Here is a 16,401-nt window from a genome sequence, read left to right as displayed (position 1 = left end):
AAAATTATTTGTAAGACCAAATAATTGCTAGTTTTATGTTATCCACCATACCAGTTTAAAGCTGTTTCATTTAGATCAACCCACACATGCTTTGTTTGAGTATATAAATCCATCGCTTGTACGCCTAATTCACGGCCAAATCCACTTTGCTTTGTGCCGCCGAAAGGTGCCGCACTGTCTAACATGCTATAGGTATTTACCCAAACAGTGCCTGCTTTTAAACCTCTGGCCATACGATGCGCACGTTTTAAATCATTCGTCCAAACCCCAGAAGCTAAACCATAAATGGTGTCATTTGCTTTTGATAGTGCATCTGCCTCATCTTTAAACTGGATGACTGACACAACAGGTCCGAAAATTTCTTCTTGGGCAATTGTCATTTCATTGGTAACATGTTCAAATATAGTAGGGGTATAGTAGTAACCATTACCAGCTTCCATAAAACGTTTTCCCCCTGTTACTAAATTAGCTCCTTCCTCAAGACCAGCATCAACATATTTTTCAATCGTCTTTAATTGTTGCTCTGAAACTTGTGGACCTAATTGGGTTGTAGCTTCAAGAGGATTTCCTACTTGAATTCCTTGGACCTTTTTCACAAAAAGATCCATAAATCGGTCATAGATTGATTCTTGAACAAACAGTCTTGAACCTGCTGCACACACTTGCCCTTGAGCAAAGTAAATACCAAAAGTAGACATATTTACGGCATTCTCAAGGTTTGCATCATCAAAGATGATATTCGGTGATTTTCCCCCTAGCTCCAATGAAACCGGTTTCAAATTCTTGCTTGCAGATTGCATGATTAGTCGTCCTGTTCGAGTAGATCCAGTAAAAGCAATCTTATCCACTCCTGAATGGGAAACTAAAGCATCACCGGCTATGGAGCCATATCCAGGAACAACATTTATGACTCCATCTGGAATGCCCACTTCTTGGAATAGTTTAGCTAACTCTAAAATACTAATTGGTGTTTGTTCAGCAGGCTTTATCACAATCGTATTACCAGCTGCAAGAGCTGGTGCTATTTTCCACATTGCAAGCATTAGGGGGAAATTCCAGGGAACAATGGCACCTATGACTCCTAGCGGTTCCTTTAATGTGTAATTAAGACGATTTGCTGGTGAAGCCAATGTTTCTCCCTGGACCTTATTGGCTAAACCTGCATAAAATTCAAGAACATCAATGGTAGCAGGCATAGCAATAAATTTTGTTTCATTTATTGGTAATCCATTATCATTTGATTCTATTTCCGCTAAAAAATCTGCTTTTTCCCACATTTTTTGCGCTGCTCTATAAAGTAAACGGCCACGATCACTTGGTGCCATTTCCGCCCAAGGTCCTGATTCAAACGCCTTCCGAGCTGCTTTCACTGCTAAGTCTACATCTAGTGCACCCGCTTCTGATACCAAAGCATTAACTTCCCCAGTTCCAGGATTAATGGATTCAAATGTTTTTCCCGATAAGGCTTCCACCCATTTTCCATTAATAAACAACTGATATTTTGCTGGCATTTCTTTTCATTTCCCCTTTCAAATATCAATGAATGACAATTACATTTGTTCACAAAAAAATAATAACAAATTTAAGAATTGTTTTATTGTAAAAAACGGAATATTAAGAATACTTGATGAACTAGATTCGTTTTTGCGGAGCTCCACCACTTTTCCATTAGAAAAAGCAAGTCCCATTAGTTATGAAACTTGCCTGAATTAGTATTTAGTAAAAATTCATTTAGATAGAAATCACCATTCTTTTTGAAATTGTATTAGGTGTTAGATTCCCAAATTTTTTAAACTCATTAATCAAATGTGCTTGATCATAGTATCCATTTTCAACAATAATATCTTTAATAGAATAATCATGATCTTTCAAAAGCATATACAAGGAATATTGAAATCTCACAATTTGACTAAATAACTTTGGCGAAATTCCTATATTCTCCTCAAATTGCTTCCGCAAGTATCGAGTTGAATAGCCAGTTTCATCTGCTAACTGATTAATAGTAATATTTCCTTTTGATAAATAAATTTTATTTAAAGAATATTTTATTATACTTGGTGAGGAATTGCCTGAAGCGAAAATGGCACTCCCAATCATTTGCTTGAATAATTTGATTCGTTTATGAAAGTCATGTTCATTAACAATTTTTTCTGAGGCAGCAGCACCTGTTGATATCATATCAGTAAGCGGTACTTCCCTTTCAATCATCTCACTCATTGGACAGTTTAAATTTTGTGTTTCCTGTTTTGGAAGGAAGCGAACTCCAAAATATTCATATCCTGCTTTAAGATTTATTGATTTACTCTGCAAAACGCTGCCACAAACGTTGGCAGTAGGCTGCTGCTCGTCACAGCAAAACAATATATCAATACATCCATCTGGAATCACTGAAATGGGATTAGCGAAACCTTCATTCATTTTAAATTGGTAGAATAAGAAGGTAGATTGGTTTTCCCTATTTCTTTCTTTTTGTTCTACATAATATCTAGTATTCATTTCAAATTCAGGCTGCAATGGATGGAAATAATTTGGATTCATTCTTTGAATATCTAACAAAATGCCTCAACCCCCCAGAATTTAAACAGGTTAGTAGCTTCATAATCGTCAAATAAACATCCTGATTTATTTTCATTTCATATACAATATCATATATGAAACACAAGAGGATTTCAATTGTATTTTTCTGATAATTCAGTTTTCAATAACAAGTATTTTGAAAATGAAAATTAATTTAAACAAAAAAAGGAATCCATTTAAACGGACTCCCTACGATAGTAGATTAAATATTTTCAAACCTTTTAATCATTTCAACTTGCAGTAATTGCCCAGTATTTATATCCTCCACTGGAACCGCCTCTTTTTTCCAAGTGTCAGGTGGTAGCGCCCCCCAGAATGTTGCTCGCTGCGGATTATCAAGATGCCACTTAATTGGTTCCCAGTCTGGGTCATTAGTAAAATAATCACCCGTGTATAATTCAATCCTGTTCCCATCGGGGTCTCGCAAATAAACAAAAAAGGCATTAGAGGTTCCATGCCTGCCAGGGGACCTTTCAATGTTTGCATAATAGCCTAGTGAAGCAAGATGATCACAAGCATCTAATATGGCTTTTGCATCATCCATCCAAAATCCTGTATGATGGTAACGCGGTCCTTTTTCACTTATTAGTGCTAGATCATGAACACTTGGCTTTCGGTGCATCCATGCAGCCCAAATATTTTCCTCTTTACCGTTTACGGTATATTCAGAGGTTTTAAATTCTAAATGGTTACTATACCAGTCATACAATTCATCAATATTCGTAATTAAACAGTTAGCATGATCAATCCGTTTAATTTTTACGTTTCCTTGAAGGTGATATTTCTGCAGCATCCTTTCGGCTTTTTCCATTTCAAAGAAAAACTCGACTGGGATTCCACCGGGGTCTTGAATTCTAAGGGCACGGCCTTGCCCTCTTTCTTCATTCGGTGAAACCCAGCGTTTTTTCACTCCTAATCTAGTAAATAATTCATCTAATTCATCCAAATCTTGGTCCCTGCTTACCCGGTACGCAATATGCTTTAAGCTTGCTTGATTTCCTTTCGTTAGCACAAGGCAATGATGGTTAGCATCCTCTATTGCACGTAAATATAGATGATTTTCGTCGGATTCGGTTTCAAATAACCCTAACCCGTCACAATAAAATTCACGAGCACGTTCTAAATTTGTCACGGTGATTTCGGCATGGTGTAAACGGACGATATCAAAATTCTTCATACCCATAAAAATTCATCCCCTCTCTAAATATAATTGAACCAAATCGTTATCTATCATTGACAATATTAAAAGGAGTCTAAATCCCATGACTCCCCATTCAAGCAATGTTACTTCCATGTTCGTTTAACTAAATAACTAATTCATCACTTACATAATATTGACTCATATCATACACTTCTTTTTGTTTCCCAAAAATGGACTGCATCCATTTCACTTTTACTCTTTTCTGGCTAGTATCCATAAAACAATTTGGCAGATGTACTAAAAGAGACGACCCATTATCCTTATGTGTAATTTGATGACAAATCCCTTCAAATTCTTTATTTTCTAATTCGACGAGAACTCTATAAACTCCAGGTGCCGGAGTCATATATGCTTCATCGATTGCTATTTTCAAGAACTGATAATTTTTATAATAAAGTGAGGATTTCTTTACTTGACCTCTTAACTCAAATATATCACCAAGATAATAGGGTATTGTACTTACTTCCCCTGTAGAAAGTAATTTTCTTATTGCGGTAGAACTAATTTTTTCATGGTGGTGTTCTATTTTTTTTACGATGGTTACTGAAAACTTCCCAGTACCTTCTACTGTTAAAGTTTCCATATCACCTTTGCCTTTATTGCCATAATGGAAATCAAACCCAGCAACAACATGTTTACAGCGATGTCCAATAATATATTGATTAACAAAATCTTCAGGGGAAAGTGATGCAAAATTAGGATTGAATTTTACAACAAATAATTTTTCGACACCCATCTCTTGGAAGCGTTCTTTTTTTATTGGTAATGGCGTTAAATATTTCATCGGTGCTTGATTTGGATTGACAGTGTCACGTGGATGCGGATAAAATGTCATAACACCAAAGGTAAGCTGTTTTTGTTTTGCTATTTCTTTTGCGGTCTTAAGAATACTTTGATGCCCCTTATGAATACCGTCAAAAAACCCAAGTGCGAGAACACAAGATTCCTTCACTGTCTTCACTGAATCAGAAATGGGATGCTCAATATAAATTGTTTCCATCCATACACCTCCCCTTAAGGAATTGTCGACTTAGCCTACAATATCACGATATTTTCCTTCATAAAATGCTAACGGTGTCCCGTCCCGAAGGACAATATCGGTTACTTCTCCAATAAACAAGGTGTGATCGCCTTCTACATACTGGTTATAGACCTTACAGCAAATATTGGCCAATGAGTCCTTGATTACTGGCAGGTCTTCTAACCGCTCAAATTTAATTTCGCGTTTTTCCTGGATTTGCCCAGCAAACAGCATTGATATCTCTTCTTGATCCTTAGACAAAATATTTACAGCAAATTTCCCAGATTCTTTGATTTTATTCAGCATCTTAGCCCTTTCTCCAATGGAGATTAATATTAATCTAGGATTAAGAGAAACAGACATAAATGCATTGGCGGTCATACCGTGTACTTCGCCATCTAATTCTGTTGTTATCACTGTTACACCTGTTGCAAATTTCCCCATAGCGTTCCTAAATGTACGATCATCCATTTAAATAAAACCTCCATCTATAAACATATAAAAGTATACTATTAATGCTAAACCTCTCTATCACTAAATCTAAGATATTACCTGCACCATTTTCGGGATTCGGGAAAGGTCTAGCTCTAGTTAGCTATTATTAAAGGATTACCCCTTTATTTTGCAGTATTTCGGAGCGATTCAGAAATTCTTTCACGTTGTCAACCTGATTTTGTTTATCATATCCGTTGTATAAATTGCTGGCCATTCTGATTGGATCACCGAAGAAGAAGCGCTCATAAAGTGTTTGTCTTGAACCAAATGCACTCATGCACACATCCCAAGCCAAGCGGTAAAGTTTGACACGATTGTAGGCATCCCCATTGGCAGCTTGCAAATATTTATCTAAATCCGGACGAAGCTCTGAATTGAAATCGGCTTCATTTGGAATGGCCATCAAACCGCTAGCCCCTAATAATTGCATGATTTCGCTGAATCTAGGGTAAATTTTAGGGAAATAGTGGCGAGCAATATTTAATGGGGTGAAATCTGGTGTCATGATTCCCCATTTATCAATTTTTGCATTAGCTTCTGCAGCTGTCACATATGCCTTCATGGTTTCTAATACGATGATTACTTCGGACATCTTTTCTTGAACATGCTGGAATTGACCGATATTAATGGTTTCAACCATTAGCTGAAGAATTCCCAGGACAAATTCTGATTTCATGATGTTTTTGGAAACCACTTGATGGGTCATATGAACAACCGCATTACTCTCGTTGTATGCTTGGTTGCATATACCTACATCACCAAGTGCGAACACGCGATTCCAAGGTACTACTACATCATCAAAGACAACAATTGTGTCCATTTCTTCAAAACGAGATCCTAGAGGATGATCAAAATTCGATTTTCCATAATCAAATGATTCACGACAAATAAATTTTAATCCTGGCGTGTTATTCGGTATGGAAAATGCATAAGCATAAGGGTTTTCCTCTTCAACCTGCTTTAAAAGTGTAGAAGGAAATACCATGATTTCATCCGTGATTCCACCTTGTGTTGCAAGTAGTCTAGCCCCACGTATTACAACCCCTTCAGATGTTTTTTCAACAATCCGGGCAGCAATATATGGATCAGGTAGTTGCGCTGAATTGACTGCACGGTTTACTTGTGGCTGAATTAATGTATGTGTTAAAGACAGATCATTTTCACGGCAGTATTCATAGTATTCTTGCATGTTTTTTGCATAAAACGGGTCCTGTTTCCCGAACATATCAGATGCGCTGCCATATGCCATTATTCCTGTATTTATGTAATCAGGAGAACGCCCCATCATCCCGCCATTATATCTCGCCCATTCCTGGATCATTTTACGACGTATTTCAAGATCTTCTTTAGTTCTCGGTTGAATAAATGAAGTTCCAACCCTATCACCTGATGTTGGAGATACATAGGTCATATACTCTTTTTTGGCTGGATCATACTGCATTTCGTATAACTCGGCTTGCGATTTCATAACCCCTTGAAATGCAGGATGCTCAGATATCTTTCCTTTCACTTGTTCCCCATTGATCCATACATTGGCTTGTGCTTGATCGACTCTGTCAATATATTGTTTTCCTGTTTTAGTTGGCATGTCCATTTCTCCCTTCGATTTCTCCTATTTTAAATATTCATTGCTAATTTTTAATTGTAACCGCTTAAAAATAGAATTATCTGAATTTACTTACAATATTAATTTAACATGTGTTATGATATATGAAAAATACTTATAAAATTGGTCTTCGATACGAAAAAAATATACTTAATAAAGGAGGAATATTTTCTTGGATGTAAAACAACTAAGGTACTTTTCGACCATTGCACAGGAAGGTCAAATTACACGCGCAGCAAAAAAGCTCCATATGGCACAACCTCCACTAAGTCAACAGCTTAAATTACTTGAGCAGGAACTTGGTGTTCTTTTAATGGACAGAAATGGAAAAAACATCGAATTAACTGAAGCGGGAAAAGTTTTGTATAAAAGAGCACAAGAGATATTACAGAGGTTTGATGAAACAGTTACAGAAGTAAAGGAAGTTGGTGAGGGAATAAGAGGATTATTATCGATTGGTTCTGTTAAAACATGCTTTTCATACATACCAGAGAAGATCCGTTACTTTCGTGAACATTACCCACTAGTTTCCTTTCGTCTCCATGAAGGCGATTCGTTTCGTTTAGCCAAAAATATAAGAAACCGGGAAATCGAACTAGCCATTGTTCGTCTTCCCTTAGACCTCAATGATTTTTCATCATTATCACTCCCTAATGATCGATTTGTACTTGTCATTCCCGAAAACTGGAGTAGTAAAAAAACGATAAAAATGAAGAAAATAGCAGAAATGCCGTTATTGCTTTTACACAGAATCAGCGGGGTCGGCTTGTATGAACTCGTTGTCGATGAATGTAGAAGACACGGCTTTGATCCAAATATAGTTTGTCAATGTGCTGATGCAGCCATGCTTTTATCACTTGTAAGGACAGGAATTGGTGCAGCCCTGCTCCCGCAATCCACTTTACTTTCATTCCCTCCAGTCAGCTTAAAAACAATTGACATTGAAGATAGTACAATTGAATCAGAGGCAGCTGTCATCTGGCTTAAAGAGCGCAGCCTTTCCAAAAGTGCAGTACGTTTTCTCGAAACCTTTTAAAACATTCAGAAAAACATTGTTTACCAAAATAATATTTTGCTATTGACCTAGATTCAATTCTATGAGGAAATTGAGTTAATAAACTACATTATGTTTAAAAGAGAGCTGATAACGTGAGTTTTCCTATTTTAGAAACAAAAAGACTGAAATTAATTGAAATAACAGAGCAACATGTTGATAGCCTCTACGAGATATTATCTTTAGAAGAAGTGACGAGATTTTATGGGACAAATCGGTTCACTTTACAAGTTGAAGCTTCCAGATTAATTGACATGTTTCACAAGAACTTTCTTGAAAAACGCGGAATCCGCTGGGGAATCAAACTAAAAGAAAATCAAAGAATCATCGGAACTGTCGGTCTTAATGCTTTACATCTGAAGAATAAACGGTCTGAAATCGGGTATGAACTGCATCCATCTTTTTGGAAAATGGGTTACGCCACTGAGGCAATTAACGAAGTGCTGCGTTTTAGTTTTAATAAATTGGATTTATATCGAGTCGGGGCCGTGGTTTACCCCGAGAATGAAGCATCAATAGCTTTGCTTACTAAGATAGGATTTACAAAGGAAGGAATACTTCGAGGCTACATTCATCAAAATGAACAATTTAATGATACATATGTATTATCTCTTTTAAAGCATGAATGGAAAAAAAGCCAGGAATAAGCTCCTGACTTTTTTCATTCCTCAAAATAATCTTTAAACGCTTTCGGGCTTTTGACCTCACCCTCCTGATAATACGGGTTATTTTCAGTAGCATCCTTTGGATCAAGATTTGTTTTGATTACTAACATTGGTGAAGGTGAACTTTCAGCAATAATCCTATCGTTTAATTGATTAAAATTAGGAATGTTTTTATTTCCAGGCTGTCTTGGCTCCATACTAGCACCTCCTAGAAATAGCTTGCTGATTTTAACAGTTTCTCATTCTAAAATCAGAAATTCTCTATTATTATTGTACTGAAAGAGAAAAAACTAGGAAGTATACCTTCCTAGTATCTTTATTCCTCTTCTGATCCGACTAAGAAATCCGGATTTAGTTCTTCGAATTCTTCGTCGTCAACATCCAATCCCCAATCATCATCATTATCCTTGCTGCCTTCAGTGCTGATACGGACAATTACCTTTGTCTCACCAATCACTTCCACAAGGAATTCCCTTTCGACATGGACGATGATTCGGTTACCATTAGGGGAAATGACAGCTTCACAACAGTTTGGCTGTTGCAGCACTCGTGCACATATTTCGTTGTCATCGAGGCAATCATGGTCACGATACTTTAACTTAATGACATCAGTATATTGAACTCGTTCAGTTACTACTTCTGTTTTGGTATTATCATTAAATGAGTACCAAACGTTGATGTCATACGAGCCATGTATCTCTACGGTTTTGCCGACTTTTTTCGCGTTGTATTTATGGTTGATAATCCAACAGCCAAGAATACTTGTTGGACTATGTGCCGGGCTAATCGTATGATTGGACTGGGTAAATTTCCGTCCTTTCGCTACTACGGCCTTGGTAATTATCTCTCTATATTCTCCCATTTCGCGCGAACCCTCCTCATTCAGTTTCATTTCATCCTATGCTATTCTTTAGACTAGTGTGATATATAATTTTGTGATTACTGGTTAAAAGTTTAGTCATAGTTCATTTTATGCGGGATTTATAGGTGTGTGCCTTTTGTGCCTGTACTTTAAAGTGAAGGTTTCTACGTGGTTATTTTTTCGTGGAAAATTTAACAATAGAAAAACCAGACTTCGTTCAGAAGCCTGGCTTACAATTTTAATGCTCGTGATCACAATCACCGTGGCCTTCGCAAGCACCGCCGCCATTTTTCAAGCTTGCACCTGTTTCGCCACTTAATACATCTCCACCCGTTGAAATGATGATTTCATCGGTAACCGTATTCGAGATGGTTGAAGCAATTATCTGAAGCAGTTCATTCACTTCTTCTTGTGATTGTTTGAAATCCTGGACAACAGGAATTTCATCCAATTCTTGTTCAATGGATGCAATTTTGTCTTCAACCTTTTTTAATGCTTCATGCTTTCCGTAATGCTGCAGGTTAACTGCCTGCTTTTGCAAACCCTTAATGTCTGAGATTAAAGTCTTAACCTTTTGATTGTCATGGATATGAGCTTCTGCCCGTTTGAAGAAGTCCACTTCCTCTGTTTCTGCAATCATACGTGCTAATTCTGTTGCACGAGCGACGATATCGTCTTTTGTATACTTCGCCACTTTAGTTCACCTCTGCTGGTTCTAATTCTTCCACCATTTCTCCGTTTAATGACCATGTTTTTGCTTCAGTAATCTTTACTTTCACAATTTTTCCAATTGCCGATTTTGGTGCTGCGAAATTTACAAGTTTGTTTCTAGACGTATACCCGGCAAGGACATCAGGATTGTTTTTACTTTCCCCTTCAACCAGAACATCAACAATTTGACCTTCATGCTTCTTCATTGCTTCTAAAGACAGCTCATTTACAAGTGCATTTAAACGCTGCAAACGTTCTTTCTTTACTTCCATTGGAACGTTATCCTCCATTTTAGCTGCTGGAGTTCCTTCACGAGGAGAGTAAATAAAGGTGTATGCTAATTCATACCCGACTTCACGATAGAGCGACATCGTTTCTTCAAACTGCTCGTCAGTCTCATTCGGATAGCCAACGATAATATCTGTTGTCAATGCAACATTCGGAATAGCAGCTTTAATTTTTCGAACAAGCTCTAAATATTGTTCCCTTGTATATTTACGAGCCATAATTTTCAAGACATCAGTTGATCCGGATTGAACAGGTAAATGGATATGATCCATTAAGTTTCCGCCCTTGGCAAGTACCTCAATCAAACGATCATCAAAGTCACGCGGGTGGCTTGTTGTAAACCGAATCCGTGGTATATCAATTTTACGGAGTTCATCCATTAAGTCACCTAAGCCATAGTTCGTGTCCTCTAGATCTTTTCCATACGCATTTACGTTTTGACCTAAAAGAGTCACTTCTTGATAGCCTTGGGCTGCTAAATGGCGTACTTCCTGAATAATTTCTTCTGGCCGGCGGCTCCGTTCCTTCCCGCGGGTGAAGGGAACGATACAATACGTACAGAATTTATCACAGCCATACATAATGTTAACCCATGCCTTAATTTTACCACGGCGTACTTTTGGAAGGTTTTCGATTACGTCCCCTTCCTTTGACCATACTTCGACTACCATTTCTTTTGACATGTATGCTTCATGCAGAATGTTTGGTAAGCGGTGAATATTATGGGTTCCAAAAATCATATCAACATGGTGATATGTCTTTAAAATTTTGTTGACGACAGATTCTTCCTGAGACATGCAACCACAAACACCAAGGAGTAAATCCGGTTTTTCCATTTTTAAAGCTTTTAGGTGACCAAGTTCACCAAACACTTTATTTTCTGCATTTTCGCGAATAGCACAAGTATTTAGTAGAATGACATTAGCATCCTCCGTGCTGTCTGTTGGCTCATATCCTAGTGCTAAGAAGATTCCTGCCATTACTTCTGTATCATGTTCATTCATCTGGCAGCCATAGGTACGGATATAAAACTTACGGCCCTCACCCATTCCTCGGAACTCTTCGGGAATAGCAAAGTCGTTATGATACTTTACTTCTTCTTTACCACGTTTTTTCGCTTCTTTTAATGAAGGCGCAGTAATGACTTGCTCAAAGTATTTGCTGTAATCCTTGGCGGATTTTTTGTCCGAAGAATATGTTGCTACTTTTTGACCTTCTAATCGTTGTTTTTCATTCATTTATTTAGAACCCCTTTCTTAAAAATTTTCCTGGTTTACGTCTATTAAATTTCTAACTGTTATTTTTTACCTATTTCAAAAGATAGGAAAACATGGGCATTATCTGCACATTATAATAGTATAAAGGTTTACGAAAATGAAAACAATAGAAATCCCTGTAAACATGCATGTTTACAGGCACTTGGAAAGTTCCAAATTATTTGTGGAGTCCAATTAATAAAGTTTAATCAATAACAACAACGATAGCTGTGACACAATTCACTCATTACAGAAAAATCCCGTGGATCAATTTCCACGGGATTTTAACTTCATTCATTACATAAACTCTGCAACTAATTTATCAAAGTGTGCCTGATCAAGATTTAAGTTTGCATCTACTAATGGTTCTTCAGCATAGCCAGTAATTAATTCTTGGTAAGAAGGACGCTCAGTATTTTGGTAAATAAGTCCAGTAACTAAGCCGTTACGCTTCATTAATGTCTGCATCGCCATTTCACGATTTGATGGATCATATCCTTCAACATCACTAAGCTTTGTAAGGTTTTCTTTAAACCAGTCATATGTGTTTACTTTATTATAGGTTACACATGGGCTGAATACATTGATTAAAGAGAAACCTTTGTGCTTGATACCCGCTTCAATTAATGCAGTAAGGTCTTTTAAATCAGTTGAAAAGCTTTGTGCAACAAAGGTTGCGCCAACTGTTAATGCCATTTCCATTGGCGAAATAGCTTGTTCAATTGATCCCATTGGAGTAGATTTTGTTTTAAACCCTACAGCCGAACGTGGTGATGTTTGTCCTTTTGTTAAACCATAAATCTGGTTATCCATAACAACGTAAGTAATATCAATGTTACGACGAATGGCATGAACTGTATGTCCCATCCCAATCGCATAACCGTCACCATCACCACCGGAAGCGATAACTGTTAAATCACGATTCGCCATTTTAACGCCTTGGGCAATCGGAAGTGAACGACCATGGATACCATGGAAACCGTAAGAATTTATATATCCAGAGATCCGTCCTGAACAGCCAATCCCTGAAATAACCGCTAAATTTTCTGGTTCTAATCCAACATTTGCTGCCGCACGCTGCATTGCTGCCTGTACAGAGAAGTCACCACAGCCAGGGCACCAGTTCGGTTTCACATCATTTCTGAAATCTTTAAAAGTGGCCATTTAGAACAACTCCTTACATTTTGAATGTACTTCGTGAGGTAGGAATGGATTACCATCATATTTAACAAATTTAGTGATTTTTTCAGCATTTCCAATATTCATTTTCATGATATTTGCTAATTGTCCAGTTGCATTGTTTTCTACAACAAGCACTTTTTTCGCAGAGCGAACAAGTGGAAGAACTTCGTCAGCTGGGAATGGATGAATTAAGCGAATTTGTGCATGATTTACTTTCAATCCATCTTTTTCTAAACGAACCATAGCTTCTTCGATTGCACCACGAGTAGAGTTAAAACCAACAATCAATAGGTCTGCATCTTCGTGTGGAGCATTTTTATATACCGGTGTATTGAAACGAATATTTTCTACTTTTCTCATACGTTTATCCATTTGAGCAATTCGATTTGCTGCCGATTCTGAAGGTTTACCAGTTTCTGCATGCTCAACACCTGTTACATGGTGAATACCATTTTTCATACCAGGAATTGTACGAGGTGATATACCATCTTCTGTTACTTCATATCGTTTGAAATAACCTTTGTTTTCAATTTCTGGAAGCTCTTCTGTAACAAGCTTTCCTCGTCTAATTTCAACCTTCGAAGCATCAAGAGGTTCTACTGTTTGTTTACCTAATGATAATTGAAGGTCGGATAGAACAATAACTGGACATTGATATTCTTCAGCAAGGTTGAAAGCTTCTGCTGTATCATAGAAAGCCTCTTCCACAGTACTTGGAGCAATAACAATTTTCGGAATTTCCCCGTGAGTACCATAGATCATCGCCATTAAATCTGACTGTTCTTGTTTTGTTGGCAGTCCTGTTGATGGGCCTCCACGTTGCGTGTCAACAATAACAAGCGGAGTTTCTGTAATACCTGCTAGTCCGATTGCTTCCATCTTTAATGATAATCCCGGACCAGAAGATGCAGTTATCGCACGAACTCCGCCGTAGCTTGCTCCAATTGTCATTGTACAAGCAGCAATTTCGTCTTCTGTTTGGATTACTGTTCCGCCCACAGCTGGAAGTTTCTTAATCAAATACTCCATAATATCAGAAGCAGGTGTAATAGGATATGCAGCCATGAAGCGGCAGCCTGCAGCCATTGCGCCTAATGCGATGGCATCATTTCCAATCATGAACATGCGCTTTTTACCATCTGCTTTTTCAAGTACCATTGTCGGTACATTTCCATTCATTTTTTCTTTCATATAATCAAAGCCTGCTTGGATTGCATCCATATTTTTAGCAACAACCTTGTCGCCCTTTTTACCGAAAATCTCTCGAACTACTTCTTCAAAAACGTGAATATCCAAATCTAAGACAGCTGAAGTTGCCCCGATTGCTACCATGTTTTTCATTAAAGAAGTACCTAACTCAGTGGCAATTTCAGTAAAAGGAACCGCATACAATAATGCTTCAGTATCTTCTGGTTTCTTTGGAGTAAATTTTGCATCTGCAAGGATTACCCCTTTGCTATGAAGCTCTTTGTAGTTTACATCGATCGTTTCTTGGTCAAATGCTACAAGGATATCAAGGTCATCAGAAATAGAGCGAACTTCTGTTGTACTAACTCTGATCTTATTATTTGTATGCCCGCCTTTGATACGAGATGAAAAGTGACGATAACCATACAAGTAATATCCCAGGCGATTCAGTGCGATTGCAAAGATTTCCCCAGTACTTTCAATACCTTCCCCTTGTTGTCCGCCAACTTTCCACGAAAGTTGATTGATCATTTGCTTACACCCCTTTGGATATGTAAAAAATATGTAGATTAAATCATTTATTAGTGTAGCACTTATCCTAGTAATTCACTAGACATTAGCCTTTTTAATACATTAAAGGCAAAAAAAATGAATCGAAGATATGTACTAAACGCTTACAATTCTAGACCTAAGCTCAAAAAAATGCAACCCTTTGGCACGAAATATTGTCTAAAATATGAATATTTTTTTATTATTTAAAAACCACCATTTTTTTCATAGGAACAACCAGACCAAAAATTAAGATAAACACTCATTATTACGCTATTTGACAAATATTTTTTAAAAGTCCTTTTTTATATTTTACATGTTGTTCTCATATATCAGAATAATATTTTTATAATTTAAAACTAAACTGCTTCTTTAGTTTTGAAAAGTATGGGTAAAGTCCTTATGAATAAATTCTTCTTCAAACAAAAAACCCGCTCGAAATATTCAAGCAGGTTAAAGGAAAGTATCTTTTTGTTTCGCCCCCGAAAATAGTCTATCTCTTTCACCGTGGTTCTACGATTAGCTTAATAGCTGTGCGTTCTTCCCCATCAATTAAAATATCGGTAAACGCAGGGATACAGATTAAATCAACTCCGCTAGGTGCCACAAATCCTCTTGCAATCGCTACTGCCTTAACGGCTTGATTCAATGCACCCGCACCAATAGCCTGTATTTCTGCTGCACCTCTTTCACGCAGAACTCCGGCAAGTGCACCAGCTACAGAATTAGGATTAGATTTTGCTGAAACTTTTAATATTTCCATTCCTAGCTCCTCCTTAGAAAATCCCGATCCCGCATGAGCAGTTTCATGAACAAATCAGGTATATAACATTCCACTGCTACTATATTCAGTTGTCAAAAGACATATTCCGGCTTGGACGAAAAAAGTCAAGATATTACGGAACAAAAAAAGGAAAAACTCCCCGTAAGAAGTTTTCCCTTAACTGTAAAATGGATTGTCATCATTTATTAAAATTCGTTTAATATTTTTACACTTACCACTTTTCCTATCTAATTCAATATTAACCGCACTGAGCTGATTACGGCCTAATTTTGGCACCTCAAAACGTACAGGCAGACTTGTTAGGAATTTCTTAAGAACAGCCTCTCTTTCCACCCCAAGGATCCCGTCATACGGACCAGTCATACCTACGTCTGATAAATAACCAGTTCCACCTGGTAAAACCCGGTTGTCTGCTGTTTGCACATGTGTATGAGTTCCAACGACTGCTGACACTTTACCGTCTAGATACCAACCCATTGCTAGTTTTTCACTGGTTACTTCAGCATGAAAATCCACAAAGATAAATGGAGTTCTCTCCCGGGCGATTTCAACTAATTCGTCAGCTTTTTTAAAAGGACAATCTAATGGAGACATAAATGTTCGACCTTGAAGATTAATAACAGCCACTTCTAACTCATTCATTTTAAAAAACCCCAAACCATTTCCAGGTGTTCCTTCCGGAAAATTTGCCGGACGTACCATATTTTTCGCTGAACCGATAAACTCATATATCTCTCTGTTATCCCATGCATGATTCCCTAGTGTAATTGCCTGTGCACCATAGCCCAAAAATTCCTTATAGATTTTTTCTGTTATCCCCTTGCCCCCTGCAGCATTTTCACCATTAATAATTGTAAAATGAGGCCGAAATTTTTCTTTTAATTTTGGCAAAAACTCCTTTACCATTTCCCTTCCAGGTGAGCCGACTACATCGCCGATAAAAAGTAGATTCATTTTTTTCC

General features: G+C 37.4%; 16 protein-coding genes. 2 read left to right on the top strand and 14 right to left on the bottom strand.

Annotation, left to right across the window (positions count from 1 at the left end):
* Positions 1-38: 38 nt before the first annotated feature.
* The 6 genes from QNH20_RS09760 to hpaB form a co-directional block, all read right to left on the bottom strand.
* Positions 39-1,511 (bottom strand): aldehyde dehydrogenase family protein, encoded by a 1,473-nt coding sequence (locus QNH20_RS09760; protein ID WP_283922692.1) that lies wholly within the window; start codon positions 1,509-1,511, stop codon positions 39-41.
* Positions 1,512-1,731: 220 nt separating this feature from the next.
* A complete protein-coding gene (locus QNH20_RS09755; protein WP_283922691.1) occupies positions 1,732-2,556 on the bottom strand; it encodes a helix-turn-helix transcriptional regulator in 825 nt (274 codons plus the stop codon).
* Between the two features lie 223 nt (positions 2,557-2,779).
* On the bottom strand, positions 2,780-3,760 hold the full coding sequence (hpaD, locus tag QNH20_RS09750; RefSeq protein ID WP_283922690.1) for a 3,4-dihydroxyphenylacetate 2,3-dioxygenase: 981 nt from the start codon (positions 3,758-3,760) through the stop codon (positions 2,780-2,782).
* A 121-nt stretch (positions 3,761-3,881) separates the two neighbouring features.
* A complete protein-coding gene (locus QNH20_RS09745) occupies positions 3,882-4,778 on the bottom strand; it encodes an adenylyltransferase/cytidyltransferase family protein (RefSeq protein ID WP_283922689.1) in 897 nt (298 codons plus the stop codon).
* Positions 4,779-4,808: 30 nt separating this feature from the next.
* Positions 4,809-5,270: a flavin reductase family protein gene (locus tag QNH20_RS09740; protein WP_283922688.1), complete on the bottom strand. Its 462-nt coding sequence runs from the start codon at positions 5,268-5,270 to the stop codon at positions 4,809-4,811.
* A 130-nt stretch (positions 5,271-5,400) separates the two neighbouring features.
* The gene (hpaB, locus tag QNH20_RS09735; protein WP_283922687.1) at positions 5,401-6,882 is read right to left on the bottom strand and encodes a 4-hydroxyphenylacetate 3-monooxygenase, oxygenase component; all 1,482 of its coding nucleotides are present in this window, start codon (positions 6,880-6,882) and stop codon (positions 5,401-5,403) included.
* 190 nt (positions 6,883-7,072) lie between these two features.
* Here hpaB and QNH20_RS09730 point away from each other — a divergent pair, with 190 nt between their 5' ends.
* Together QNH20_RS09730 and QNH20_RS09725 are read left to right on the top strand one after the other, a co-directional pair.
* Positions 7,073-7,936 (top strand): LysR family transcriptional regulator, encoded by an 864-nt coding sequence (locus QNH20_RS09730; protein WP_283922686.1) that lies wholly within the window; start codon positions 7,073-7,075, stop codon positions 7,934-7,936.
* A gap of 113 nt (positions 7,937-8,049) precedes the next feature.
* Positions 8,050-8,601 carry a GNAT family N-acetyltransferase gene (locus tag QNH20_RS09725; RefSeq protein WP_283922685.1) on the top strand — a complete coding sequence of 184 codons (552 nt, stop codon included), beginning with the start codon at positions 8,050-8,052 and terminating at the stop codon, positions 8,599-8,601.
* 14 nt (positions 8,602-8,615) lie between these two features.
* Here QNH20_RS09725 and QNH20_RS09720 read toward each other — a convergent pair whose 3' ends face one another.
* From QNH20_RS09720 to QNH20_RS09685, 8 genes are all read right to left on the bottom strand, one after another.
* A complete protein-coding gene (locus QNH20_RS09720; protein ID WP_283922684.1) occupies positions 8,616-8,816 on the bottom strand; it encodes a hypothetical protein in 201 nt (66 codons plus the stop codon).
* 119 nt (positions 8,817-8,935) lie between these two features.
* On the bottom strand, positions 8,936-9,481 hold the full coding sequence (locus QNH20_RS09715) for an outer spore coat protein CotE (protein WP_283922683.1): 546 nt from the start codon (positions 9,479-9,481) through the stop codon (positions 8,936-8,938).
* A 238-nt stretch (positions 9,482-9,719) separates the two neighbouring features.
* The gene (locus QNH20_RS09710; RefSeq protein WP_283922682.1) at positions 9,720-10,175 is read right to left on the bottom strand and encodes a YlbF/YmcA family competence regulator; all 456 of its coding nucleotides are present in this window, start codon (positions 10,173-10,175) and stop codon (positions 9,720-9,722) included.
* A 1-nt stretch (position 10,176) separates the two neighbouring features.
* A complete protein-coding gene (gene miaB / locus QNH20_RS09705) occupies positions 10,177-11,718 on the bottom strand; it encodes a tRNA (N6-isopentenyl adenosine(37)-C2)-methylthiotransferase MiaB (RefSeq protein WP_283922681.1) in 1,542 nt (513 codons plus the stop codon).
* A 315-nt stretch (positions 11,719-12,033) separates the two neighbouring features.
* A complete protein-coding gene (locus QNH20_RS09700) occupies positions 12,034-12,900 on the bottom strand; it encodes a 2-oxoacid:ferredoxin oxidoreductase subunit beta (protein WP_283922680.1) in 867 nt (288 codons plus the stop codon).
* Entirely contained in the window at positions 12,901-14,637 is a 1,737-nt protein-coding gene (locus QNH20_RS09695; protein WP_283922679.1) for a 2-oxoacid:acceptor oxidoreductase subunit alpha, read from the bottom strand.
* A 520-nt stretch (positions 14,638-15,157) separates the two neighbouring features.
* Positions 15,158-15,418 (bottom strand): stage V sporulation protein SpoVS, encoded by a 261-nt coding sequence (gene spoVS / locus QNH20_RS09690; RefSeq protein ID WP_003211281.1) that lies wholly within the window; start codon positions 15,416-15,418, stop codon positions 15,158-15,160.
* A 177-nt stretch (positions 15,419-15,595) separates the two neighbouring features.
* Complete coding sequence (locus QNH20_RS09685; protein WP_283922678.1) at positions 15,596-16,393, bottom strand: TIGR00282 family metallophosphoesterase; 798 nt, start codon at positions 16,391-16,393, stop codon at positions 15,596-15,598.
* Positions 16,394-16,401 lie beyond the last annotated feature (8 nt).

Origin of the sequence: Neobacillus sp. WH10 (assembly GCF_030123405.1) — a bacterium.
Classification (GTDB): Bacteria; Bacillota; Bacilli; order Bacillales; family Cytobacillaceae; genus Neobacillus.
This window is presented reverse-complemented; position numbering and strand designations above follow the sequence as displayed.

Excerpts from the sequence above, each read along its gene's own strand:
- QNH20_RS09760 (WP_283922692.1), bottom strand. The coding sequence starts at position 1,511 with ATGCCAGCAAAATATCAGTTGTTTATTAATGGAAAATGGGTGGAAGCC.
- hpaD (WP_283922690.1), bottom strand. The coding sequence starts at position 3,760 with ATGGGTATGAAGAATTTTGATATCGTCCGTTTACACCATGCCGAAATC.
- QNH20_RS09745 (WP_283922689.1), bottom strand. The coding sequence starts at position 4,778 with ATGGAAACAATTTATATTGAGCATCCCATTTCTGATTCAGTGAAGACA.
- QNH20_RS09740 (WP_283922688.1), bottom strand. The coding sequence starts at position 5,270 with ATGGATGATCGTACATTTAGGAACGCTATGGGGAAATTTGCAACAGGT.
- hpaB (WP_283922687.1), bottom strand. The coding sequence starts at position 6,882 with ATGCCAACTAAAACAGGAAAACAATATATTGACAGAGTCGATCAAGCA.
- QNH20_RS09720 (WP_283922684.1), bottom strand. The coding sequence starts at position 8,816 with ATGGAGCCAAGACAGCCTGGAAATAAAAACATTCCTAATTTTAATCAA.
- QNH20_RS09715 (WP_283922683.1), bottom strand. The coding sequence starts at position 9,481 with ATGGGAGAATATAGAGAGATAATTACCAAGGCCGTAGTAGCGAAAGGA.
- miaB (WP_283922681.1), bottom strand. The coding sequence starts at position 11,718 with ATGAATGAAAAACAACGATTAGAAGGTCAAAAAGTAGCAACATATTCT.
- QNH20_RS09700 (WP_283922680.1), bottom strand. The coding sequence starts at position 12,900 with ATGGCCACTTTTAAAGATTTCAGAAATGATGTGAAACCGAACTGGTGC.
- QNH20_RS09695 (WP_283922679.1), bottom strand. The coding sequence starts at position 14,637 with ATGATCAATCAACTTTCGTGGAAAGTTGGCGGACAACAAGGGGAAGGT.
- spoVS (WP_003211281.1), bottom strand. The coding sequence starts at position 15,418 with ATGGAAATATTAAAAGTTTCAGCAAAATCTAATCCTAATTCTGTAGCT.
- QNH20_RS09685 (WP_283922678.1), bottom strand. The coding sequence starts at position 16,393 with ATGAATCTACTTTTTATCGGCGATGTAGTCGGCTCACCTGGAAGGGAA.